This is a genomic window from Marinithermus hydrothermalis DSM 14884, assembly GCF_000195335.1.
Taxonomy (GTDB): domain Bacteria; phylum Deinococcota; class Deinococci; order Deinococcales; family Marinithermaceae; genus Marinithermus; species Marinithermus hydrothermalis.
Genome location: NC_015387.1, coordinates 833,823 through 856,553, shown reverse-complemented (window position 1 = coordinate 856,553; position 22,731 = coordinate 833,823). Strand labels below are relative to the sequence as shown.

General features: G+C 69.1%; 19 protein-coding genes. 5 read left to right on the top strand and 14 right to left on the bottom strand.

The window, feature by feature from the left end:
* Positions 1–4: 4 nt before the first annotated feature.
* From MARKY_RS04455 to MARKY_RS04445, 3 genes are all read right to left on the bottom strand, one after another.
* Positions 5–2,008 carry a thioredoxin domain-containing protein gene (locus MARKY_RS04455; RefSeq protein ID WP_013703679.1) on the bottom strand — a complete coding sequence of 668 codons (2,004 nt, stop codon included), beginning with the start codon at positions 2,006–2,008 and terminating at the stop codon, positions 5–7.
* Positions 2,009–2,154: 146 nt separating this feature from the next.
* Positions 2,155–2,661, bottom strand: coding sequence for a helix-turn-helix domain-containing protein (locus tag MARKY_RS04450; RefSeq protein WP_013703678.1), 507 nt, complete (start codon positions 2,659–2,661; stop codon positions 2,155–2,157).
* Positions 2,662–2,677: 16 nt separating this feature from the next.
* Positions 2,678–3,346: a haloacid dehalogenase type II gene (locus tag MARKY_RS04445; protein WP_013703677.1), complete on the bottom strand. Its 669-nt coding sequence runs from the start codon at positions 3,344–3,346 to the stop codon at positions 2,678–2,680.
* Between the two features lie 105 nt (positions 3,347–3,451).
* Here MARKY_RS04445 and MARKY_RS11400 point away from each other — a divergent pair, with 105 nt between their 5' ends.
* Complete coding sequence (locus MARKY_RS11400; RefSeq protein ID WP_013703676.1) at positions 3,452–3,895, top strand: CHRD domain-containing protein; 444 nt, start codon at positions 3,452–3,454, stop codon at positions 3,893–3,895.
* Positions 3,896–3,952: 57 nt separating this feature from the next.
* Here MARKY_RS11400 and MARKY_RS04435 read toward each other — a convergent pair whose 3' ends face one another.
* The 6 genes from MARKY_RS04435 to MARKY_RS04410 all read right to left on the bottom strand — a co-directional run bounded on the left by MARKY_RS04435 (position 3,953) and on the right by MARKY_RS04410 (position 10,824).
* Positions 3,953–4,825: a 3-hydroxybutyryl-CoA dehydrogenase gene (locus tag MARKY_RS04435; protein WP_013703675.1), complete on the bottom strand. Its 873-nt coding sequence runs from the start codon at positions 4,823–4,825 to the stop codon at positions 3,953–3,955.
* Between the two features lie 71 nt (positions 4,826–4,896).
* Positions 4,897–6,513 carry a citramalate synthase gene (cimA, locus tag MARKY_RS04430; protein ID WP_013703674.1) on the bottom strand — a complete coding sequence of 539 codons (1,617 nt, stop codon included), beginning with the start codon at positions 6,511–6,513 and terminating at the stop codon, positions 4,897–4,899.
* A 44-nt stretch (positions 6,514–6,557) separates the two neighbouring features.
* Positions 6,558–7,415 carry a DMT family transporter gene (locus MARKY_RS04425; RefSeq protein WP_013703673.1) on the bottom strand — a complete coding sequence of 286 codons (858 nt, stop codon included), beginning with the start codon at positions 7,413–7,415 and terminating at the stop codon, positions 6,558–6,560.
* Complete coding sequence (locus MARKY_RS04420) at positions 7,397–8,353, bottom strand: CAP domain-containing protein (RefSeq protein WP_013703672.1); 957 nt, start codon at positions 8,351–8,353, stop codon at positions 7,397–7,399. Before MARKY_RS04420 ends, MARKY_RS04425 begins: the two co-directional genes overlap by 19 nt.
* A complete protein-coding gene (locus tag MARKY_RS04415) occupies positions 8,354–9,595 on the bottom strand; it encodes a M16 family metallopeptidase (RefSeq protein WP_013703671.1) in 1,242 nt (413 codons plus the stop codon). It abuts the gene before it with no gap.
* Positions 9,595–10,824 carry a M16 family metallopeptidase gene (locus tag MARKY_RS04410; protein ID WP_041657815.1) on the bottom strand — a complete coding sequence of 410 codons (1,230 nt, stop codon included), beginning with the start codon at positions 10,822–10,824 and terminating at the stop codon, positions 9,595–9,597. Before MARKY_RS04410 ends, MARKY_RS04415 begins: the two co-directional genes overlap by 1 nt.
* A 56-nt stretch (positions 10,825–10,880) precedes the next feature.
* Between MARKY_RS04410 and recG the strand changes: the two genes are divergently transcribed.
* Genes recG through MARKY_RS04395 form a run of 3 tightly spaced genes read left to right on the top strand, consistent with a single transcriptional unit; the run spans position 10,881 to position 14,961 of the window.
* Positions 10,881–13,208 carry an ATP-dependent DNA helicase RecG gene (recG, locus tag MARKY_RS04405; RefSeq protein WP_013703669.1) on the top strand — a complete coding sequence of 776 codons (2,328 nt, stop codon included), beginning with the start codon at positions 10,881–10,883 and terminating at the stop codon, positions 13,206–13,208.
* A gap of 35 nt (positions 13,209–13,243) precedes the next feature.
* On the top strand, positions 13,244–14,005 hold the full coding sequence (locus tag MARKY_RS04400) for a hypothetical protein (RefSeq protein ID WP_013703668.1): 762 nt from the start codon (positions 13,244–13,246) through the stop codon (positions 14,003–14,005).
* The gene (locus MARKY_RS04395; RefSeq protein ID WP_013703667.1) at positions 14,002–14,961 is read left to right on the top strand and encodes a 2-hydroxyacid dehydrogenase; all 960 of its coding nucleotides are present in this window, start codon (positions 14,002–14,004) and stop codon (positions 14,959–14,961) included. Before MARKY_RS04400 ends, MARKY_RS04395 begins: the two co-directional genes overlap by 4 nt.
* Here the strand turns inward: MARKY_RS04395 and MARKY_RS04390 are convergent.
* Positions 14,958–15,569 carry a helix-turn-helix transcriptional regulator gene (locus MARKY_RS04390; protein WP_013703666.1) on the bottom strand — a complete coding sequence of 204 codons (612 nt, stop codon included), beginning with the start codon at positions 15,567–15,569 and terminating at the stop codon, positions 14,958–14,960. The two genes, MARKY_RS04395 and MARKY_RS04390, sit on opposite strands and share 4 nt — an antisense overlap.
* 2 nt (positions 15,570–15,571) lie before the next feature.
* Entirely contained in the window at positions 15,572–16,627 is a 1,056-nt protein-coding gene (locus MARKY_RS04385; RefSeq protein ID WP_013703665.1) for an Mrp/NBP35 family ATP-binding protein, read from the bottom strand.
* Between the two features lie 391 nt (positions 16,628–17,018).
* Here MARKY_RS04385 and MARKY_RS04380 point away from each other — a divergent pair, with 391 nt between their 5' ends.
* Positions 17,019–19,622 (top strand): valine--tRNA ligase, encoded by a 2,604-nt coding sequence (locus tag MARKY_RS04380; protein ID WP_013703664.1) that lies wholly within the window; start codon positions 17,019–17,021, stop codon positions 19,620–19,622.
* Positions 19,623–19,663: 41 nt separating this feature from the next.
* Here the strand turns inward: MARKY_RS04380 and MARKY_RS04375 are convergent, their stop codons facing one another.
* The 3 genes from MARKY_RS04375 to MARKY_RS04365 are packed head-to-tail and all read right to left on the bottom strand — an operon-like array spanning position 19,664 to position 22,693.
* Entirely contained in the window at positions 19,664–20,233 is a 570-nt protein-coding gene (locus tag MARKY_RS04375; protein WP_013703663.1) for a DUF6812 domain-containing protein, read from the bottom strand.
* Positions 20,205–22,352, bottom strand: a complete 2,148-nt coding sequence (recJ, locus tag MARKY_RS04370) for a single-stranded-DNA-specific exonuclease RecJ (protein WP_013703662.1) — start codon at positions 22,350–22,352, stop codon at positions 20,205–20,207. Before recJ ends, MARKY_RS04375 begins: the two co-directional genes overlap by 29 nt.
* Positions 22,349–22,693: a LapA family protein gene (locus tag MARKY_RS04365; RefSeq protein ID WP_013703661.1), complete on the bottom strand. Its 345-nt coding sequence runs from the start codon at positions 22,691–22,693 to the stop codon at positions 22,349–22,351. Before MARKY_RS04365 ends, recJ begins: the two co-directional genes overlap by 4 nt.
* Between the last annotated feature and the right edge of the window lie 38 nt (positions 22,694–22,731).

Genomic DNA, 22,731 nt, shown 5'->3' with positions numbered 1-22,731 from the left:
GCGGCTATTCTATCGAGGCGCGCGGGTAGGCCGCAGCAAGCTCGGTTCGGAGCGCCGCCACGGTATCCACCCCCAACCGACACACTCCCCGACGGCAAAGGTACGCCGCGCCCACGGCCCGCCTCTCAAGCACCGGCAGCGCGTCCTGCGCCCCGCAGACCAACGTCACGAGCGGCCAGAACTCCCGTCGCGCCCACGCCTCGAGCTCCGGCGCCGGCCGCACCACCACGAGCTCCCCGCCCGCCTCGCCCCAAAGGTGCGCGGTGAGCAGTCCAACGAAGGCCAAGGGGTGCGCCGCAACCCCCCGGGCCTGGGCCTGGATCGCGGCGAACGCCACCGCCTCCCACTCCGGCTGGTCGTAAAGCCGCGCGAGCCGGACCAGCAGTTCGGCCGCCGCTGCATTGCCACTCGGCCACGCCCCGTCGAACACGTCCTTTGGTCGGCCCAAGGGGTTGGCCTCCAAAGCGTCAAAGAACCCGCCCTCAGGGTCCCGGAAATGCTCGAGGATGCCTTCCGCAAGGACTCGGGCGGCCTCGAGCCAGCGCATCTCCCCGGTAGCCTCAAACAGCGCCAAGAGCCCCAGCCCATAGTGCGCCTGGTCCGAGAGGTAGGCGTGCCGTCCCAGGCGTCCCCTGCGCCACGCGTGACGGAGCAGGCCATCTTGGTACAGGGCGCCGAGCACGAACTCCGCGTTTTTCCGGGCCGCCTCCAGGTACCGGGCCTCCCCAAGCCATCGTCCCGCCTCCGCGAAGGCCGCGAGGGCTAGGCCGTTCCAGTCGGCGAGGATCTTGTCGTCGGTCAGGGGCCGCACGCGCCGGAGCCGGGCCTCGAGGAGCCGGGCCTTGACGGAGGCTAGCCAGGCCTCAAACCCCGCCGCGTCCAGCCCGAGCTCCTGTGCTAGAAGCGGCTCGGGGTAGCGGGCCTCGAGGATGTTCTTCCCCTCCCAGTTCCCTGCGTCCGACACACCGAAGTACCGCGCGGCGGCTTCAAAGTCCGCCCCTAGCACCGCCCTTAGCTCCGGGATCCTCCAAACGTAGTACCGGCCTTCCTCCCCCTCCGACTCCGCGTCCTGCGCCGCGTAGAACCCGCCCGCCGCGTCCTGCATCTCCCTGAGGAGGTAGTCGAGCGTCTCGCGTGCGGTGCGCCGGTACCGCGCGTCGCCGAAGAGGCGGAAAGCCCCCAGGTACACCCGGGCGAGCTGGGCGTTATCGTAGAGCATCTTCTCAAAGTGCGGCACCCGCCAGACCGCGTCCACCGCGTACCGGTGAAACCCGCCCCCCACCTGGTCGTACACGCCGCCCGCCTGCATCCGGTCGAGGGTCACCCGGAGCATCTCGCCCGCTGCCGCCTCTCCAAGCCAGGCCTGGAGGAGGAGGTAACGCAACGCAGGGGCGTTCGGGAACTTGGGCGCGCCGCCGAACCCTCCGTGCTGCGGGTCAAAGGCTTGGCGGTACGCCTCGAGCGCCTTGGCGTGCAGTTGGGGTGGGAGGTCGCCGGGGCGGTTCGTGAGCGCCTGAGCGATGCGCTGGGCAAGGGCCGCGGCGTGCGTTTCGATCTCGTTCCGCCGCTTGGTCCACGCCTCGGCCACAGCCTCCAGCACCCGCCGGAAGCTGGGCAGGCCGTACCGGTCCGTTGGGGGAAAGTAGGTGCCGCCGTAAAAGGGCTTGCCTTCAGGGGTGAGGAACAGGCTCATGGGCCAGCCGCCCTGCCCGGTCAGGGCCTGCAAAGCCTGCATGTACGCGTGGTCTACGTCCGGGCGTTCCTCCCGGTCCACCTTGACCGGCACGAAGTGCGCGTTTAAAAGCCGCGCGACCTCCGGGTCCTCGAAGGACTCCCGCGCCATCACGTGGCACCAGTGGCAGGTCGCGTACCCCACGGAGAGGAAGATGGGTTTCCCCTCCTGCTGGGCGCGAGCGAAGGCCTCTTCTCCCCACGGGTACCAGTCCACGGGGTTCTCGGCGTGCTGCAGGAGGTAAGGACTAGCCTCCCGGCTTAGGCGGTTCGGCATACCCCCAGCCTAGCGGGGCCAGGGGACTCGTAGTGTGAGGCTCCGCGCCAGGCGACGGCCTACCCCAAACCCAAGCGCTTTAACCGCTTCATCCCAAGCGGCACGCGCTCGAGGTAGAGCGGTCGAACGCTCCCAACGCCACGGCGTTACTCCTGCCCAAGCCGGCGGCGCACAGCCCGGCGCAACCCCCGAAGCGCCGCCCATAACCCCGCCCGCACCTCCTCCCAAGGCTCGAGCCGGGCTACCGTGAGGGAATCGGGGGGATCCTCCGGCGGCTTGAGGACCTCCCGGAGACCCCGGGTCTCCTCCTCGAGGCGCGCTAACCGCCGCTGGTGAACCTCCAGCAACTCCCGGATTCTGCGGAGCTCCGCAAGCACGGGATCCTCCCCCTCCCAAGCCTGCGCGGCGCTCAGCTGCTCGAGCGCCGCCCGGATGCTCTCAGCCTTACCCTCCCGGATCAGGGCGCGGGCGGCCTCGAGCCGTGCCACCGCCTCCTGCGGGTACACGCGCCGCCCGCGCGCGTCCCGCGGCAACGTCCCGAACCTCTCCTCGTAGATCGGCGCGTATTTGCGGAGTTGCGCGGCGCTGATCCCCAACCGTTCCGCGGCCTGCGCTGGAGATAAGTTGTCCGGGACCTTCCTTGGCGTACCCATGCTCCCTCCTGCGTCCTTACCCCAAGGCGTGCACCAGCTGGTCCAGTCCCGTGATTTCTAGGTCCGGGTCGAGCCCCAAAGCCTCGCGCGGCGCGCCGCGGCGATTCACCCAACAGGTTCGGAAACCAAAGGCTTTAGCCCCCGCGACGTCCCACGCGTTCGCCGACACGAACAGCACCGCTTCCGGCGGCAGCGCAAGCGCCCCCACCGCGAGCCGGTAGACGCGCGGGTCCGGTTTGTACGTACGCACCGCGTGCACGCTCAGCACGTGCGCGAACACCCCCTCGAGCCCTGCGTGGCGGACCCCCGCCTCGAGCATCCCGGGGGTTCCGTTCGAGAGGATGGCCAGTGGTCGTGCCTCCGCCAGCACCCGCAGCGCGGCCGGCACCTCGGGGAAGGCCTCGAGCCGCCGGTAGGTCTCGAGCAGCGCCTTGAGGCCCTCTGCCTCTAGGCGCACGCCCAGCGCGGCGCAGGCGTACTCCAGGGCCCGCGCAGTCACGCGCTCGAAGTCCTCGTACCGGCCCATCAACCCTAAAAGCCAGGTGTACTCGAGCTGCTTTCGGCGCCAGAGCTCACTGAGGGCCGCGCCTTGCCCTGGGTACAGGACCTCGAGCTGGGGGGTAAGGGCGTGGGGGTCGAACAGGGTTCCGTACGCGTCGAAAACCACGGCCTGTACTGCACGCATCCCGTCCTCCTGCAACGTTCGCCTTATCCTACCGCACCCCTTCATCCTGTAGGGGTGAATCCAATCCGGGCGGGGGTGCGTATTAGAGGGTGGAGGTGATCAAGCATGCGGTTTATCAAAGGTATGGGCGCGTTGGGTGTGCTGCTGGTTCTGGCGTTGTTCGCGAGCGCGAACGGCGACCGGATGGTGGTGAGCGCGGAGCTTTCCCCGAGCCAGGTGGTGCCCGAGGTGATGAGCAACGCGACGGGTAAGGTCGTGGCGGTGCTCGAGGGGAACCTGCTGGTGGTCGGGGGGACCTACGAGGGCTTGAGCAGCGACGTGGCTACCCGGATTCGTGGTGGAGCGCACATCCACCAGGCCGCTGCGGGGGAGAACGGCCCCATCGCCTTTGAGCTGAACGTTTCCGGGGGTACCGAGGGCACGTTCAGCGGCGCGTTCGTGTTGACCGATGATCAGGTCGCGGCGTTCAAGAACGGCGAGTTCTACGTGCAGATCCACACCGAGCAGTACAACCCGGGTGAGTTGCGGGGTCAGCTCGTCGTGCGTTAACCATCTCGCGGCATGAAACGCCCCCGGCACCTGGCCGGGGGCGCGTCGTTTACGGGATTAGCCGATCTTGTTCCCCTTCTCGTCGTAACGGTAGAACCCCCGGCCCGTCTTGCGACCCAAAAGCCCCGCCTGCACCATCTTCCGCAAGAGGGGCGAGGGACGATACTTGTCGTCCCCCAACCCCTTGTGCAGCACCTCCATGATGTAGAGGCAGGTGTCGAGGCCGATGAAGTCCGCGAGGGTGAGGGGGCCCATGGGGTGGTTCATCCCGAGCTTCATCACCTGGTCGATCGCCTCGGGCGTACCCACGCCTTCCATCACACACTGGATGGCCTCGTTGATCATGGGCATCAGGATGCGGTTCGAAACGAAGCCCGGGTAGTCGTTCACCTCCACCGGGGTCTTCCCCATGCGCTTCGCGGTCTCCACCACCACCCGCGCGGTCTCGTCCGAGGTCAGGTGGCCGCGGATCACCTCCACCAGCACCATCAAGGGCACCGGGTTCATGAAGTGCATTCCAATGAAGCGCTCGGGGCGCTTCGTGTAGCTCGCGAGCTGCGTGATCGGGATGGAGGAGGTGTTCGTGGCGAGGATCCCCTCGGGCTTCACGATCGCGTCGAGCTCCCGAAAGAGCTCGCCCTTGGCCGCCTCGTTCTCCACGATCGCCTCAACCACCAGATCGCAGTCCGCGAAGGCCTCGAGGGAGAGCGTGGTCGTGATCCGCGCGAGCGCCGCGTCGTGCGCCTCCTGGGTGATCTTACCCTTCTCTAAGAACTTGCCCAGCGAACGCTTGATCGTGTTCAGGCCCCGCTCCAGGAAGCGCTCCTCCACGTCCCGAAGCACCACCTCGTACCCGGCCTGCGCCGCGACCTGCGCGATGCCGGACCCCATCTGCCCCGCACCGACGACTCCGATCTTCTTCACGTCCATACCCAACCTCCATACGGGCCGCCGGAAGGCATGAGCTGCCCAGGCGCTCACCCTCCCGGTTTGCGTACCCCTTATAAGAATAACGGAAGCTGGAGACCGGCCCGCTCGGCCTCGGTATACAGGCCGTACTCCACCCCATCCAAAAGGGCCTGCCAGGCCGCCTGGATCAGGTCCGCCGAGATCCCAATCGTGCTCCAAGCGCGCCGCCCGTCGCCGAAGGTGATCGTCACGCGAGCCCGGAGCTCCTTCTTGTCCCTGGGGTAGAAGGTGCGCACCCGCACGGCCAGCAAGCGCAAGCGATCCATGTACGCAGCGAGCGGGCCAAGCTCCGCCTCCACCTCCCGCAGCGCGTTCCGCAGCACCGCAAACAAGGTCGTGATCGGCCCCTCCCCCTCCGCAGCTACATACTCGCTCTTAGGACCGAGCTTAATGCGCAACGAAGCCTCCACCACCGGATCGCGCTTGCCCCGCAGCACCTCAAAAAGCCGCAGGCGCTCAACGCGCATCACCGGCTGGAACCGACCGGTGAGCTTCCCCAGCACGAGCTCGAAGCTCGCCTCCGCGTCCTCGTAGGTGTACCCGGCCTCCTCGAGGCGCAACAGTTCCTCACGAATACGCTGGTTCGCGGCGGAATCATCCGAAAGGTCCACCCCATGCCGCGCGGCGAGCGCCTCGAGGTAGCTGGCGCGCGCGATGCCGGGCAGCAAGAGGCGCCGCTCGTTCCCCACCGCCTCCGGCGGGATCGGCTCGTACGCCTCCGGCGCGGAGAGCACCGCGGCCACGTGCGCGTGCGTGCGGTGGGTGAAGACCTTGTACCCCACGAACGGGTGGTAGTCGAGCTCCCCCACCCCGATCTTGTTCACCACGGCGCGCGCGACCGGCGTGAGGTTCCGAAGGGCCTCGTCCGTCACCACATCCAACCCCAGCCGCAGCTTGAGGATCGGGAGGAGCGTCGCGAGGTCCAGCAACCCGCAGCGCGCCCCGTACCCGCCGATCGAGCCCTGCACGTGCCGCGCCCCGGCCTCGATCGCAGCGAGGGCGTTCGCCACCGCGAGGCCCGAGTCGTTATGCGCGTGAATGCCTACCGGCACCTCCCCCGCGAACTCGAGCACCGCCCGCACCCCTTCCTGGATCTCCCGGGGTAGGCTCGAGCCGTTCGAGTCCCCCAGATCGAGGAGGTCCGCCCCGGCTTCCGCGGCTTCCCGCACCACGGCCAAGGCGTACGCCCGGTTCCGGCGGAACCCGTCGAAGAAGTGCTCAGCGGTGAAGATCACCTCCTTGCCGAGGCGCTTGAGGTGCGCCACGGTCTCCCGCACCATCGCGAGGTTCTCCTCGAGAGTGGTGCGGATTACTTTTTCCACGTGCAGGTCCCAGGCCTTGCCGTAGACGTGCACGACCTCGGTCTCCGCGCGGAGGAGGGCCTTGAGGTTCGGGTCGCGTTCCGGCGGGGTTTCCGGCCGGCGCGTCGAGCCGAACGCAACGAGCTTCGCGTTTAAGGGTAGCTCACGCGCACGCTCGAAGACCTCGAGGTCCTCGGGGAACTGGTACGGCCAGCCCGCCTCGAGGTAGTCCAGCCCCAGCCGGTCCAGAAGGGCGAGGAGCTCGAGCTTGTCCTCGGGCGTGAGGCTCACCCCTTCGGCGAGCATGCCGTCGCGGAGGGTGGTGTCGAGGACGGTTACGGGTTTCATGGCTCCAGCTTAGCAGCGGCCGGGATCTGGCGCGTAGGTACAATTCACCTACCCCGGGTGTTCACGATCAGCACCCCGATCAGCGCGATCGCGCCTCCCAACAGGGAGAGCAGGGTGGGCGTCTCGCGCAACCACACCCAGGCGATGAGGATCGCGACGGCGGGAGAAGCGTAGAGGAAGCTCGTCACGATCGCGGCCGGGGCGCGCGAGAGGGCGTAGGTCCAGGTGACGTACGCGAGCGCCGCGGGGAAGACCCCCAGGTAGACGACGCTGAGCGTGGCCTCCAAAGGGGCGCGGGCCACGGCCTCCGGCAGGCCGGGCGCGAAGACGAGCATGAAGAGGGTGCCCGCCCAGAGGGTGTACGCGGTGATCTGGATGGGCGTGTAGCGCGCGTGGAGGGGTTTTTGAAAGACGAAGTACAGGCTGGTGGAAAAGGCCGCGAGCAGGATCAAGGCCGCGCCGGGATCGAAACGCACCCCCTCCCCCTCCCCCAAGGCGATGAGCGCCACGCCGGCGAAACTCGTGGCGATCCCCGCCCAGCCCGCGGGCTTTAGGCGCTCCCCCAGGAAGACTGTGGCGAGCAGCGCGGTGATCACCGGCCCCGAGGCGATGAGCAGGCTCGCCGCGCCCGCGGTGACCGTGAGTTCCCCGTAGTTCAGGGCCACGTGGTACACCGTGATCCCCAAAAACCCGAGGGCAAGGAAGGCCGGCCAGTCGCGCGGCGCGGGCAGGGGCATGCGACGCAGGAAGGCGTACCCTCCCAGCACAAGGGACGCGACCAGGAAGCGCAACAAGGCGAGCTGCCCGGGCGTGTACCCCTCGAGGGCCGCCCGGATCCCCGCGAACGCCGAAGCCCAAAACAGGATCGTGACCGCCAACGCGGCTAGGGTCCGGCCGTCCACATCGCCTCCGAGGGTTGTAGAGGAACGCGGTGGGTGTACTGCACGCTCCGCCCTTCAAGGGCCCCTACCCAAACCGCCCGCCACGAAAACGGTGCTTCCAACGTGAGGGGGCCGTTCGCGCGCACCAGTGGCGTCGGCTCCTCTCCCCGCGCGATCAGGTACGCCCCCTGCGGCAGGGTGAGCTGTAGCCGAACCCCTTCCCGCACTTCCTCGCGGTAGGCAAGGCGCACGCGCAGCTCCCGCGCATCACAGCGCGTCTCGGGAAGCGTGAAGCTACAGGCGGCGTAGTACGCGCCGCCCTCCTCCACCGCCAGCACCACCTCACTTCCCGGCAGCACCTCCAGCACCCCCTGGACCCGGGGTGGGTCGAAGGCCGTGACGAACAACCCCTCCACGAACACCCCCACCCGCGTCGCGGCCGGCCCCTCGATCACGAGCTCCCCCACCCGCACGCGCACGCCGGGATCGCGGCGCACCTCGAGGGGAAAGGGTCGCGCGAGGAAGTTCTGCACCACCATGACCCGGTCCCCCAAACGCGCCATGGCGATGCCCACGTGCGTGAACTCCGCGCTGAGCAGGTTCGCGCGGTGCCCCGGGCTCTCCATCCACCCCCGCACAGCCTCCCCCGGCACCGCCTCGTCCGGCACGTGCTCGAAAAACGCCAGGTTCTCCCCCACCGTGACCTCGAGCACCCCGGCCTGGCGCATCCGGTCGGCCGCGTCCAGCCCCTCAGGGTTCACGTGGGAGAAGAAGCCGCGCTCGAGCATGTCCTTCGCGTGTCGCTGCGCGGCGGCGTACGCCCGCGCGTCCCACACGAGCGGGGGAAGCCCCACCCGAGCGCGCTCCAGGTTGGTGAGGCGCAGCACCTCGAGCTCGAGGGGAGTCTGGGCCCACGCGCTCGTCACGAACAGCACGAGGCACACCAGGACCCGGCGCATCTACCCCTCCTCAGGCAGCAGGTAGAAGGTGAACCCCCGCTGGAAGGGGCGCGCCTCGAGCAGGGCGTTCACCTCTTGGGCGGTGATGCGCGCCACCTTGCGGCTGGTCTCGCTCAAGGGCTCGTACCGCCCGGTGTACGAGAAACCCAGCCCCAGGTGGAACAGGCGGTTCAGAGGGGTTTCGCTCGCAAACGCCAGGCCGGTCGCGGCTTTGCGCGCGGCCTGCGTCACCTCCTCCGCGCGCACCCCTTCACGCTCTAAGCGCTCGAGCTCCTCCTGGAGGATCGCGATCACCTCGTCCAGGCGCTGGGGGTCGGTCTGGAGGTACACGTAGAAGGTGCCGAGCCCGTCGGCCTCCTCGTGGAACGCGCTCGCGGCCTCGGCCAGCCCGCGGTCCACGAGCGCCCAGTACAACCGGCTGTTCCCGTCGTCGCCCAGGATGCTCGCGAGAACGCTCGCGGCGTAGCGGCGCTCGTCCGCCGCCGGCACCCCCTCGGCGAGGAGGGCCACGTAGGCACGGTGGGCCTTGTCGTAGGGCTCGCGCGCCTCGCCTGACCTGGGTGTGAACGGCGGGTGCGCGCGGGGGGCTTCGCCCGGCGCCCAGCCCTCCGTGAGGGCCGCCACCTGCTCCAAAGCGCGGTCCCAATCGATCCGGCCGGTCATCGCGAGAACCATGTTGGAGGGCACGTACCGCCGCGCGTGGTAGGCGGCCATCATCTCGCGCGTCAAGGCGGAGATCGAGTCCACCGAGCCCAGCACGCTGTTCCCGACGGGGTGCCCCTGGTAGTAGTGCGCCTGCGCCCGCTCGAACAGCACGAAGTTCGGGCGGTCCTGGTACAGGGCGATCTCCTCCAGGATGACCTTCTTCTCCGTCTCGAAATCCTCCGGGCGGAGGCTAGGGCGCATCAGGTCCGTGAAGAGCTCGAGCAGCTGCGGCGCGAACTCTGGAAGCACCGCGCCGTAAAACACCGTGTGCTCCTCGTTGGTGAAGGCGTTGTACTGCGCGCCCATCTCGTCGAAGGCGCGGTTGACCTCCCAGGCCGAACGGCGCTCGGTGCCCTTGAAGACCATGTGCTCGAGGAAGTGGCTCACGCCGCTCTCCTCCGGGCGCTCGTCGCGGCTTCCAGTCTTCACGAAGTACCCCAGGGCCGCGCTTTTCGCTTCGGGGTTGATCTCGGCGATGACCGTGAGCCCGTTCGGCAGCACCGCGTGCTTAAACTCGATCGCGCGCGTCTCGCTCATCACGCCACCTCCACCGGCTGCGCGCCAAGGGTGCCGACCCACGGTCGCTCGTAGGGGTGGGCCTCCAGGAAATGGTTGATGCGCTCCAGCGTCACGGCCTCCACCTCGCGTTCGATCTCCTCCAGGCTGCGCACCCGCCCCAGCACGAACCAGTCTCGCGCCAAGGCGGCCGCGCGGGCCCGGCTGGACTCGCCCTGCATGACGAGCGCGGAGCGCACCCCGACCTTGGCGCGCGCCAGTTCATCCGCACTCACTCCCTCGGAAAGCCGCGCGATCTCACGGGTGAGGACCTTCAGCGTCTCCGCCGCGCGTTCCGGCGTGGTGCCGGCGTACGCGGCGAGGTACCCCACCCCCCCCACGCTTCCGGGGCTCGCTGAGACCGCGTAGACCAGTCCCCGCTTCTCGCGCACCTCGGTGAACAAGCGGCTGGCCATTCCCCCGCTCAGGACCTCCGCGGCGAGCCGCGCGGTGTAGAACTCCGGGTGGGTGGGCGGCACGTCGGTATAGAACAAACCGATCTGGACCTGGGCCGTGTCCTGCGGGACGTGCAGGGTATGCGGCTCGCTCAGGGTCACCGCCGGCGGTTCCGGCGCGCCGCCCGTCCAACCGCCCCAGTGCGCCTCGACCAGATCCCGCACCTCCTCGAACCGCACGCCGCCGCACACCCCGATCACGACGCCGCGCGCGCCGTACCGCCGCGCGTAGTCCGCGCGCAAGGCGTCCGGGGTCATGGCGAGCAGGTCCTCCCGCCGCCCCGCCGCGTCCCGGCCGTGCGGGCTCGTAAAGACCGCGCGGCGCAGGTGCACGAAGAGCTTCTTCGACGGCTGGTCCTCGAGGGCGGCCAGCTCCTGCAACGCCAAAAGCCGCACCGCCTCGAACTCCTCCTCAGGAAGCCACGGGCGCTGCAAGAGATCCGCGTAAAGCGCGAGCGCCTCCCCAAGGTGCGGCGCCAACAGCGAGGCGGAAAACGTGGTGTACTCGAGCCCCGCCCCGCTCGCGCGGCGCACACCGAGCGCGTCGAGGGCCTCCGCGAAGCTGCGGGCGTCGCGCGTGCCCGCGCCCTTCCACAACCAGGACTCGAGGACCGAGCTCGCGCCCTCGAGGCCTTCGGGGTCCGTGACGGCCCCGGCGGGGACCAGGATGGTGAAGCTCACCCCGGGGTTCCACGGTTGCTCCTCGACCGCCAGGGTGAGGCCGTTCGGGAAGGTGTGCGTGCGGATCTCAGCCATCGTGGAGACCATTATACGTGGCGCTTGCGTATCGATTGCTTTCGCTCCCTTATAAAATGGTTTTTGTGACCCGGGCCGAGCTCGCCGATCGCCTTCGTAGACCCTTACGCCGTGAGCTCGCCGACGGCTGCCAGGACCGCGTGGTGGCGGGGGGGCTCGAGCGTCTTTTGGAGAACCTGGCCGGGCCGTTCCCCGAGGTGCGGCGCCTCCTCGAGGGGTACCGGGAGCTGCCCCTCGAGGAGCGCGCGAAGCGCCTGGAAGCGGCCCTCGCCCTCCTGGGCGACAGCGCGCCTCCCGCACGCCCGGCCCCCGCGAAACCGCAACCCACCCCGGAAACCGTCGGTTTGGAGACCCCCGTCGAAACCCTCCCTCTCGGTCCGGGCGGGAAGAAAAAGCTCGCCGCGCTCGGGGTGCGCACGGTGCGCGACCTGCTGCACTACTACCCCCGCCGGTACGAGGACCGCCGGGCACTCCCAGGGTTCCGCCTTCTTAGTGACGGGGAGAAGGTCACGGTCACGGGCCGCGTGCTGCGCAAGGAGCTCGTCCGCACCCCCAAGAAAGGCATGCAGCTCGTTCAAGCCGTTCTCGAGGACCGCTGGGGGTGGAAGCTCACGGCCGTGTGGTTCAACCAACCCTGGGTCATGAAGCAGCTGAAGGAGGGGGCGCGGATCATCGCGACGGGCCGGGTGCAACGGCGGGGACGGTACACCACGCTCGCGGTGGAGTACTTCGAGGACGAGGAGGGGGAGTCCCTCTCCACGGGGCGGATCACGCCGGTCTACCCCTCCAAGGAAGGCGTCTCGCAGGCGTTCCTCCGCCGGAGCGTCTGGCGGGCTTTGGAAGCCCTGCCCCAGCCCCCCGACCCGCTCCCCGAGGCCTACCGCGCGCCGCGTGACCTCGTGGACCTCCCCTACGCCCTGCGCCAGGTGCACTTCCCCGACGACGAAGCGGCCCTCGAGCGCGCCCTCGCGCGGCTGCGGTTCGACGAGTACCTGTTCCTCGAGCTGCGCGTGATGCTGCAGTCGGGGGAGTCGGCCTTGGTGGGGCGCGTCTTTGAGGTGCGCGAGGCGGACCTCCGGGCCTTTCGGGAAAGCCTGCCCTTCCCCCTCACCGGCGCGCAGGAGCGCGCGATCCGCGAGATCACGGCGGACATGGCCTCGGACCGGCAGATGGCGCGGCTGTTGCAGGGGGACGTGGGCTCAGGCAAGACGGTAGTGGCCGCCGCGGCGCTGTTCGTGGCCGCGCGAAACGGCGCGCAAAGCGCGCTCATGGCCCCCACGGAGATCCTCGCGAAGCAGCACTTCCAGAACCTCTCCCGGTACCTGTGGCCGCTCGGGGTGCGGGTGGAGTTACTGGTAGGCGCGATGAGCGCCGCGGAAAAACGCGAGGTCCTGCGGCGCGTCCGGGAGGGGGAGGTGGACGTGGTCGTGGGCACGCACGCCCTGATCCAGGAGGACGTGGAGTTCAAGGACCTGGGCCTGGCCGTGATCGACGAGGAGCACCGCTTCGGGGTGCTGCAGCGGCGCGCCCTCCTTAAGGGCCGGCCGGACGTGCTGGTGATGTCCGCCACCCCCATCCCGCGCTCGCTCGCGCTCACGCTGTACGGGGATTTGGAGGTCTCGGTCCTGGACGAGATGCCCCCCGGCCGCAAGCCCGTCCGGACCAAGCTTCTCCCCGCCAAGCTCCGCCACCAGGCCTACGCCTTCGCGCGCCAGGAGGTCCAGAAAGGCCACCAGGTCTTCGTGGTCACGCCGACGATCGAGGAGTCCGAGGCCATGGCTGAGCTGCAGGCAGCCACGCGGCTTGCGGACGAGCTTAGGGCGCTGCTGCCCGACGTGCGGATCGAGATCCTGCACGGCAGGATGAGCGCCGCGGAAAAGGACGCGGTGATGGAGCGGTTCCGTCGCCAGGAATTCGATCTGCTGGTCTCCACCACGGTGATCGAGGTGGGGGTGGACATCCCCAACGCCACCCTGATGGTGATCGAGAACGCCGAACGCTTCGGGCTCGCGCAGCTCCACCAGCTGCGGGGGCGCGTGGGCCGCGGAGACCGGGAGGCCTACTGCATCCTGATCGCTGGGGACACCTCCAAACGCACCATGAAGCGCCTCAAGGTGATCGAGGAGTCCACCGACGGGTTCTACATCGCGGAGAAGGACCTCGAGCTCCGGGGTCCGGGCGAGCTCCGGGGCACGCGCCAGTCCGGCCTGCCCGACCTCAAGCTCGGCGACCTCACGAAGGACACCGAGCTCATCGAGGCCGCCCGGGCCCTCGCCAAGGAGATCCTCGAGCGCGACCCCTACCTGAACGCCCCCGAACACGCCGCGCTCAAGCGTGAACTGCAACTGCGCGCCGAGGCCATCGGGTTCCGCGAGGTCATCTAACGCGGCCCGATCGGGCGTGGGGGTACACTGGCGGTGTGCACACCCTGCCCCACCCGCACCTGCCCGTCCATGCCTCGAGCGGCCACCTCCTCCGCGCCAAGGCTCTTCAGGACTACCTCGCCGCCGTGCACGCGGTGCTCGCCGCGTACCGGGAGATCCCCCCGGTAACCCTGTACGTCCTGGACGAGGCCGCGTGGGGGCGCTACAGCCGGTACCCGTACGGATTCGCCTTTCAGCGCACCGGCCCCGCGGGCGTCCTCGAGGTCTTCGCGCCGGCCCGTTACCCTGAACGCCTCCTCACCCGGCTCGCGGAGGTGTTCCTGGAGGCTGCCCGGGCCGGGGCCCGGCTTCCAGGCCCGCCCAGGGCTTTCCTCGACCTCGCTCTGGCCCACGAGTACGCGCACGCCGCCGCGATCGCGTGGCGCCTCCGGGTGCGGGTGCGCTGGATCGACGAGTTCATCGCGAACTACCTGTACGTCCTGGCCCTCGCCCAACAGCACCCCGAACGCTACCAGAGCGCCCGGGCCTGGGCGGCCTTCACCGCGCACCTCACCCCCACCCGCACCGACCTGGGCGGGTACGAACGCTACCCGCGCAAGCCCTTACGGGACCAGCTCTGGTTCCAAGGGCAGTTCACCCTGTTCGCCGCTCACCTACTCGAAACGGACGGAGACCGGCTTTTACGGGAACTACTGGCGCGCGCGCCGCTCAAACGCGCCACGGTCCACCGTGTGCTGGTGCAGCTCGAGCCGCGGTTCCGGGGTTGGTTCGCGCGTTTCGGTAGATTAGGGGCATGAAGCGGGTATTCGTGACGCGCAACCTCCCCGGAAACGCGCTGGAGCGATTGCGGGCCGCGGGGTACGCCGTGGAGGTCTGGCCGGAGTTTCTACCGCCTCCGCGCGAGGTACTCCTCGAAAAGGTTCGGGGCGCTGCGGCGCTCATCACGCTGGTGGAAGACCAGGTGGACGCGGATCTACTGGAGGCGGCCGGTCCTGACCTTAAGGTCATCGCTCAGTACGCGGTGGGGTACGACAACATCGACCTGGAGGCCGCGCGGCGGCGCGGAGTGCGCGTGACGAACACACCCGGCGTGCTGACCGAAGCCACCGCGGACCTGGCGTTCGCCCTGCTCGCCGCGGTGGCCCGGCGGGTCGTTGAGGGCGCGGCGTACGTGCGGGAGGGGAAGTGGCGCACCTGGCATCCCGAGCTCCTCCTGGGAGCGGAGCTGCACGGGGCCACGGTGGGGATCGTGGGGTTCGGCCGGATCGGGCAGGCGTTCGCCCGGCGGTGCCGGGGATTCGGGATGCGGATCCTGTACACCAGCCGCACCCCGAAACCCGAGGCCGCAGCCCTCGAGGCCGAGTTTCGCCCGCTCCCCGAACTCCTTGCAGAGGCCGATTTTGTCTCGCTGCACACGCCGCTCAACGAAGCGACCCATCGCCTGATCGACCGGGCGGCGCTCGAGCGCATGAAGCCCGGCGCGATCCTGGTGAACACCGCCCGGGGTAAGATCGTGGATACCGCGACCCTGGTGGCGGCGCTCGAGGCCGGCCACCTGGGCGGCGCGGGCCTCGACGTGACCGACCCTGAGCCCTTGCCCGCGGACCATCCCCTGCTGCGACTGCCCAACGTGGTGGTCACGCCGCACATCGGCTCGGCGGGGCGCGCCACGCGCGAGGCCATGGCCCGCATCGCGGTGGAAAACGTCCTCGCCGTGCTCGAGGGACGCGAACCGCCCAACCCGGTGGTCTAACCCTCGGGTTCCTCCACGCGGTAGCGGCAGCAGCCGCACCCCCCGGCGATCCGGCACTCCTGCGCCACCGGCACCCCGAGGAGATCCTGGTACAACCGCAACTCCGCCTGGCAGAGCTCGTCGTGCTCCATCGCCAGGGCCAGCTTGGGGCACCGCCGCTGCTTCAAGGTGTACCGCCCCGCCTCGCGGTGCACCTCGGCCTGGTACCCCCGCTCGGTGAGGAACTCGGCCAAAAGCTCGAGCCGCGCCTCGAGGGAACGCCCTTGCATCCGCGGCTCGAGCTCCGCCTTGACGCGCGCGTTGCGGGCCTCGAGGACCTCGAAGACCGCGTCGGGCCCGTAGAGCTCCCTGAGGTGCGCGAGCATATCGCCGCACATGCGGGCGTAGGGCGCTTCCGCGTCCACCGCTTGGAAGACCTGTCGGGGCCGGCCCCGCCCGGCGCATTTCTCGGTCCGGGCGCGCACCAGTCCGTGGGCCTCGAGGTCAGCGAGGTGCCGGTGCACGGCCACGCGGCTGAGGCCGAGCTCCCGGGCGAGGTCGCCTGCGCTTGCGGAGCGCGTGCGCAGGCGCTCGAGGATTCGCAGCTTGGTCTCCCCTAAACCAACCATGTTCACACCATGGGCAGGGTGCTCAGGTTGCGAATCGAGAGCTGCCCAGCAAGCTGCCGGGCGACCTGACGGAAGGCCTGGGCTTCGGGAGCGTCTGGGTGCGCGACGGTGATGGGCGTACCGGCATCCCCGCTCTCGCGTACGGGCATCGAGAGGGGAATCTCCCCCAGAAACGCGGTGTTTTGAGATTCAGCCAGCTTACGCCCTCCGCCCTGACCGAAGAGGTAGCTGCGTTCCCCGCAGGAGGGGCAGGCGTAGTAGGCCATGTTCTCGATGACCCCGAGGAGGGGCACCTGCACCTTGCGGAACATGTCCGCGGCGCGTTCCGCGTCGATGCGGGCCACGTCCTGGGGGGTGGTCACGATCACGCCGCCGGTCACCTGGGTGAGCTGCGAGAGGGAGAGCTGCACGTCCCCGGTGCCGGGGGGCAGGTCCACGATGAGGTAGTCGAGCTCGCCCCAGTCCACGTCCTGCAGGAACTGGCGGATCGTGCCGTGGAGGATGGGGCCCCGCCAGACGAGGGCCTGCCCTGGCGGCGCGATGTTCGCGATCGAGAGCACCCGGATGCCGTAACGCTCGAGGGGTACGATCTTTTTCGCTTCGTTCACCCTGAGCTTTTCTCCCTCGAGGCCAAGCATCCGCGCCTGGCTGGGGCCGTAGATGTCCCCGTCGAGCAACCCCACCCGGGCGCCCTCCTGGCTGAGCGCGATGGCCAGGTTCACCGCGACGGTGCTCTTTCCCACGCCGCCCTTGCCCGAGCCGACCGCGACCACGTTCTTCACGCCCGGGAGGGGGAGTTGCTGGGGGCCGCGCACGCTCGCGCCGAAGGTGATCTCGACGTGTTCCGCGCCGATGCGCTCGAGCGCCGCGCGCACCTCGCCCTCGATCTGGCCTTTTAGGGGGCAGGCCGGGGTGGTGAGGTTGATCTTCACCGCGACCTTGCGGCCGTCCACCACGACTTGTTCCACCATCCCCAAGGAGACCAAGTCTTTGTGCAACTCGGGATCATTCACGCCACGTAAAGCATCGAGAACATCGGTTTCCGACAGACGGCTCATCGCGAAGAGCTTACGCTTCCAAGAGAGATGCTGCAAGGATGAACGTTACATTAGCTCGGCTTGACGCTCCCCCAGCACCGCCCTATGCTTAGGGCAAGGCGATGACCGGGAGGAGTAGGCCTCCCGGCGCCCCACAGAGAGGGTGCCCCGCGGGCTGAGAGGGCACCTGGTGCGCGCCGAGGCCGAACGTCGCCCGGGAGCCGCGGGAAGAAAGGGAGCCCCAAGCTCCTGAGTAGACCCCGCCGGGAGCGCCCGTGACAGCGCAGAACGAGGGCCCGAGCCGGCGCCGGTTCGGGAAGCGCGGTGGTACCGCGGGGCATCTGCCTCGTCCGCGCCTTGGCGGAGGGGGCGGTTTGTTTTGTGCGGCTCCCTCTCCCGGAAAGGAGGCGAGATGAGCCGAGCGCTACCCAAGACCTACGATCCGCACGCGGTGGAACCCCGCTGGGCCGAAAAATGGGCCCAACACCCCTTCACGGCCAACCCTAAAAGCGGCAAGAAGCCCTTCGTGATCTTCATGCCCCCCCCGAACGTGACCGGCAACCTCCACATGGGGCACGCCCTGGACAACGCCCTGCAGGACGCGCTGATCCGTTACAAGCGCATGCGGGGGTACGAGGCCCTCTGGCTTCCCGGCACGGACCACGCCGGCATCGCCACCCAGGTGGTGGTGGAACGCCTGCTCGCCAAGGAAGGCACGACCCGGCACGCGCTCGGCCGGGAAGCCTTCCTAAAGCGCGTCTGGGAGTGGAAGGAGACCTCGGGCGGGGCCATCATCCGGCAGCTCAAACGCCTCGGCGCAAGCCCCGACTGGAGCCGCGAGGCCTTCACCATGGACGAGGCGCGCAGCCGCGCGGTGCGCTACGCCTTCGTGCGGTACTACCACGAGGGCCTCGCCTACCGCGCCGGCCGGATCGTGAACTGGTGCCCGCGCTGCGAGACCACCCTCTCGGACCTCGAGGTCAACACCGAACACACTCCGGGCACGCTGTACACCCTGGCCTACCCCCTCGAGGACGGGGGCGAGATCCAGATCGCGACCGTCCGCCCGGAAACGATCTTCGCGGACCAGGCCATCGCGGTCCACCCCGAGGACGAGCGGTACGCGCACCTCATCGGCAAGAAGGCGCGCATCCCCCTCACCGACACCTGGATCCCCATCATCGCGGACGCGGCCGTGGAGCGCGAGTTCGGCACGGGCGCCCTCAAGGTCACCCCGGCGCACGACCCGACCGACTTCGAGATCGGCCAGCGCCACGGCCTCGAGGCGGTCAGCGTGATCAACCTCGAGGCGCGCCTCGAAGGCCCGCTGGTCCCCGAGGCGCTGCGGGGCCTGGAGCGCTTCGAGGCCCGCCGGCGGGCCGCGGAGATGCTCGAGGCCGCGGGGCACGTGCGCAAAGCGGAACCGTACACGATCGCGCTGGGCACCTGCGACCGCTGCGGCACGCCGATCGAGCCGGCCCTGTTCCCGCAGTGGTGGCTCTCCATGAAACCCCTGGCCGAAAAGGTTATCGCGGGGATCGAGCGGGGCGAGATCCAGTTCGTGCCCGAGCGGTGGCGGAAGGTGAACCTGGACTGGCTCCGGAACATCCGGGACTGGAACATCTCGCGGCAGCTGTGGTGGGGGCACCAGATCCCCGCGTGGCACTGCAAGGCCTGTGGCGAGATCACCGTCCCGCCCGTCGAGCGGTACATGGAGGACCCCCAGGCGTGCGCGCACTGCGGCAGCCCGGAGATCGAGCGCGACCCCGACGTGTTCGACACCTGGTTCTCCTCCGCGCTTTGGCCCCTGAGCACGCTGGGCTGGCCCGAGGAGACGGAGGACCTCAAGGCCTTCTACCCTGGGGACGTGCTCGTCACCGGGTACGACATCCTCTTCCTGTGGGTCTCGCGCATGGAGGTCTCCGGGTACCACTTCAAGGGCGAGCGGCCCTTCAAGACGGTGCTGCTCCACGGCCTGGTCCTCGACGAGAAGGGGCAGAAGATGTCCAAATCGAAGGGGAACGTGGTGGACCCCCTCGAGCTCGTTGAGGCATACGGGGCGGACGCCTTGCGCTTTGCCCTGGTCCACCTGGCCACCGGCGGCCAGGACATCCGCTTCGACCGGCGCTGGGTGGAGATGGGGCGGAACTTCGCGAACAAACTCTGGAACGCGGCGCGGTTCGTCCTGATGAACCGCGAGGGGTTCGAAGCCAAGCGCGACGAACTCACGCTGGCCGACCGCTGGATGCAAGCGCGGCTCGCCCAGGGCGTGCGCGAGATCACCGCGCTCTACGAGCGTTACGATTTGGCCCTAGCGGCCCGCGAGGTGTACCAGCTCGTCTGGAGCGAGTTCTGCGACTGGTACATCGAAGCGGCCAAACCCGCGCTGCGTGAGGGGAACGCGGCCACGCTAAAGGGCCTCGAGAACGCCCTGGAGACCCTCCTCAAGCTCCTCCATCCCCTCATGCCCTTCGTGACCTCGGAGATCTACGCCGCCCTTAAGGGCGAAGGCCAGGAGCTCGCCCTAGCCCCCTGGCCCGAACCTGCGCAGGAGGTGGATCCGGAGGCGCTCGCGGCCTTCAAAACGCTCCAGGACGCGGTGAGCGCCACGCGCGCTTTGCGCGCCGAGCTCGGGCTTCCGCCGCAGCAGGAGGTCCGGGTGTACGTGGACGGCGAAGGTGTCCGGACCGTCCTCGAGAACGCGGCCTTCTTCCGGTTCCTGGCTCGAGCCGAGGCCCAAGCGGGGCGTCCGGAAAAAGCCTTGAGCGCGGTGACCCCCAGCGTCACGGTCTTCCTCGAGCCGGAGGGGTTGGTGGACCTTTCCGCCTGGCGCTCGCGGCAGGAGAAGCGGTTGAAGGAGCTGGAGAAGCTTGCGGCCAGCTCGGAGAAAAAACTGGGCAACCCCCGCTTCGTGGAGCGGGCCCCCAGGGAGGTCGTGGAGGCCGAACGCGCCCGGCTTAAGGAAACCCAAGCTCAGATCGCGCGCATCCGCGAGAACCTGGCGCGCCTGGGTTGAGCCCCGCCCCTACGCTCAACGGCCCCCGGTGGGGGCCGTTTTCACGTGACCAGGGTAAGCCGAGGCGTTTCCCCCGAGTACTCCGGGGACTCGATCAGCCCCGCGATCCGGTGCAGGTTCACGGTCACGAACTCGAAGGACTCCTCCGGCTCGAGCTCCACGATCGGCCGGTCGGGTTGCAGCACGTACAAGCGCGCCTCGTGCAGGGTCTGGAAGGGCTTGGCGGTGGAGAGGTAGTCGGAAAGGCGCACGTGCTGGGGCATGTCCAGCTTCCCCGCGATCGCGTAGCCTTCGTACAGGAGCACCAGGGACTGGCGGCGCAGCATCGCACCGGTGGTGCGCGGCGTGGCCGGACGTCCGCCCACCACCCAGAGGATGCGGCGCTTCGGGACGGCTAAGAACCCGGTGGTCGCCTTGAGCTCTGAAGCGTCCGGTGGGTGCTTGAACCCGGGGGTGTACACGAGCACGCCCGTCATCGGCAAGAGCAGGCGATTCTCTTGGTTCAACAGGTCCGCCGTCGCTCCCTTCGGCACCAGGTAGATCATGCCGTACACGCGGTACTCCGGGGTGTACACCCGAGCCTCAAACGGATCCCTGGGCTGCTTGTACACGGTTCACCTCCCACCAGCGCTCGAGCGCCTCCACGAGCAAGCGTTCATCCCCATAGCGGTAGGCAAGCGCAAGCCGCGCTCCCAGCACCTGCTGCAGGCGCAAACGGCGGAAGGTGGCGGAACGGTAGGGGTTGATCCGGGGGAGCGGGTCCGGGCAGGGCACGAGGCCCAGCTCCTCCAGAACGGTGCGGTACGGTTCCGTCACCGCCCGCCCCGCCCTCAGGGCTTGAAAGGCCGCCCGCAACCCTTGCCGCGTGATCGTGGGGTTCGTCAGGGAAGCAAGCGCCCGGTCCGACAACGCAAGCCGGACCTCCACCCCCCCAACGGGTGTGGGGGGTAGCGCGAACCACACCCGTGCCTCTTGAGGCGCGACCACGGGCACCCCGCGCGCCTCCAGAAAATCCCGGCCCTTCCCCACCGCGTAGCTCGGCAGGCGCTCCCGCACAACCTGCGCGAGCGCCTCGCGGAGCGATGCGCGCGTCACGCGTAGGCGCGGCGCATCGTCCCTCACCCCGGCCTCCAACCCCTCCGGCCTCCGGTACGCCGCCGCGATGAGCTCGAGCTTGCGGGTGCCGTTCCACTCGTTCAGCGTGAGGCTCGCGGCTACCTCCACCTCCTCCACGTCGAGGAGGGCCTCGCCGTCATCCCGCCACTTAACCACCCGCACCCCCCCCAGCCGGAAGGACACGTGCCGCCCCTCCCCCATGAGGCGCACCTCCTGGGGCACGCCCCGAAAGTAAAAGGTCGGCTCGGGATTCCCCTCCCCAAACGGCTCGAGGAACAACAACGCCCGGTACACCTCCTCCAGGTCCTCCCCCTCGAGCGCACCGTCCAAGAGCACCTCGGGCACCGGGGGCGGGTGCGCGGCCACGTACTCCAGGATGGCGTTTCGGAAGGCCGGGATCTTCTCCTCCGCGATGGCGAACCCCGCGGCCTGGGTGTGTCCCCCGAAGCGCTCGAGGTGCGCTGCCGCCGCACGCAACGCCCCCACCGCGCTGATCCCCGGCGTGCTGCGCACCGAGCCCTTACCTTGAGCGATGATGAAGACGGGCTTGTAGAACCGCTCGAGGATGCGGCTCGCCACGATCCCCATCACGCCCGGGTGCCCCTCGGGATCGTGGATCACGTAGGCGGGCGCAGCGGGGTCGAGGTTAGGAAGGAGCCGCTCGAGCATCGCCTCCTCGACGCGCTGCCGCTCGCGGTTCAGCTCGTTCAGGCGCTCGGCGAGCGCCTGGGCCCGCGTGGGGTCCGGGGTGGTCAGGGCCTCGAGGGCGGTCTCGGCCTCGCCAAGCCGACCCGCGGCGTTGATGCGCGGCGCGATCCTGAAGGCGATCTCGGTCGCGCTGTACTCCTTGCAATGCTCCCGCGCGAGCGCGGCGAGGCCCGCGTGGCGCGTCTCGCGCAGCTGCTCGAGGCCAGCCCTAACCAGAGCGCGGTTGATCCCCAAAAGGGGCGCGACGTCCGCTATGGTGCCGATCGCCGCGAGGTCGGCGTAGACCGTGGGGGGTGGCTTGTCCAAGAGGGCGTGGACCTGCCACAGGAGGAAGAAGGCTACCCCAGCCCCGGTGGGTTTGGGCTTGCCCTTGAAGGCCGGGGCGAAGGCCGGGTGCACGAGGATGCCGGGTGGGGGCGTATCGCCGGGCGCGTGGTGGTCGGTCACGATGACCGAGACTCCCTGCGCCTGTAGGGCCTCAAGCTCCGCGTGGTTCGTCACGCCGCAATCCACCGTGATGAACAGGTCGCAGGCCTGGGCGTGCTCGGCGACGCGGTCTGGGTGGACGCCGTACCCTTCCCGGATGCGGTGGGGAATGAAGGCATGCACGTCCCCACCGAGCGCGGCGAGGCCGCGCACCAGGATCGCGGTTCCGGTCACGCCGTCCGCGTCGTAATCCCCGTGCACCCGGATGCGCTCCCCCCGCTCGAGGGCCTGCACCACGCGGCGCGCTGCGGTCTCGAGGCCGGGCAGGTCCGGCAAGGCGAGGGGGGGGTCGAGGTCCTGGGGGTCGCGAAACCCGCGGTTATACAGAACCGCCGCCACCACGGGCGGCACGTCCAAGCGCTGCATCAAGGCCTCGAGGGCCTCCCGCGGCGGCCAGGGGGCCATGATCCAGCGGCTCATGCCCCGGCATCCTCCCCTAGGGGAAGGTCCCGATCCGGGATGCGCGGGACCTCCTCGTCCTCGGGGTGGCGGGCCTTGAGGGCCTCGATCTCGGCTTGGAGGCGGGCGATTTCTTTTCGGTAGGTGCGGCTGGCCTGTAAGGCACGCAACCACCAGGCCAGCGCGTACACCCCGCCGGCTAAAAAGCCCAGGGCGAACGCACCTCCCGCCACCCAGACGACCGGAAGGCTACCCAACCCCCATAACGCGACCCGCGCGTCGGGTTGGCTGTAGTGGTGGAACAGCGCTGCTAAGCTAAACGATACGAGGATCGCGAACGAAAGCCAGTGGACAAGCCGCATCGTACCCCCCGTTGGCTTCAGTATAAAGGGCATAGAAA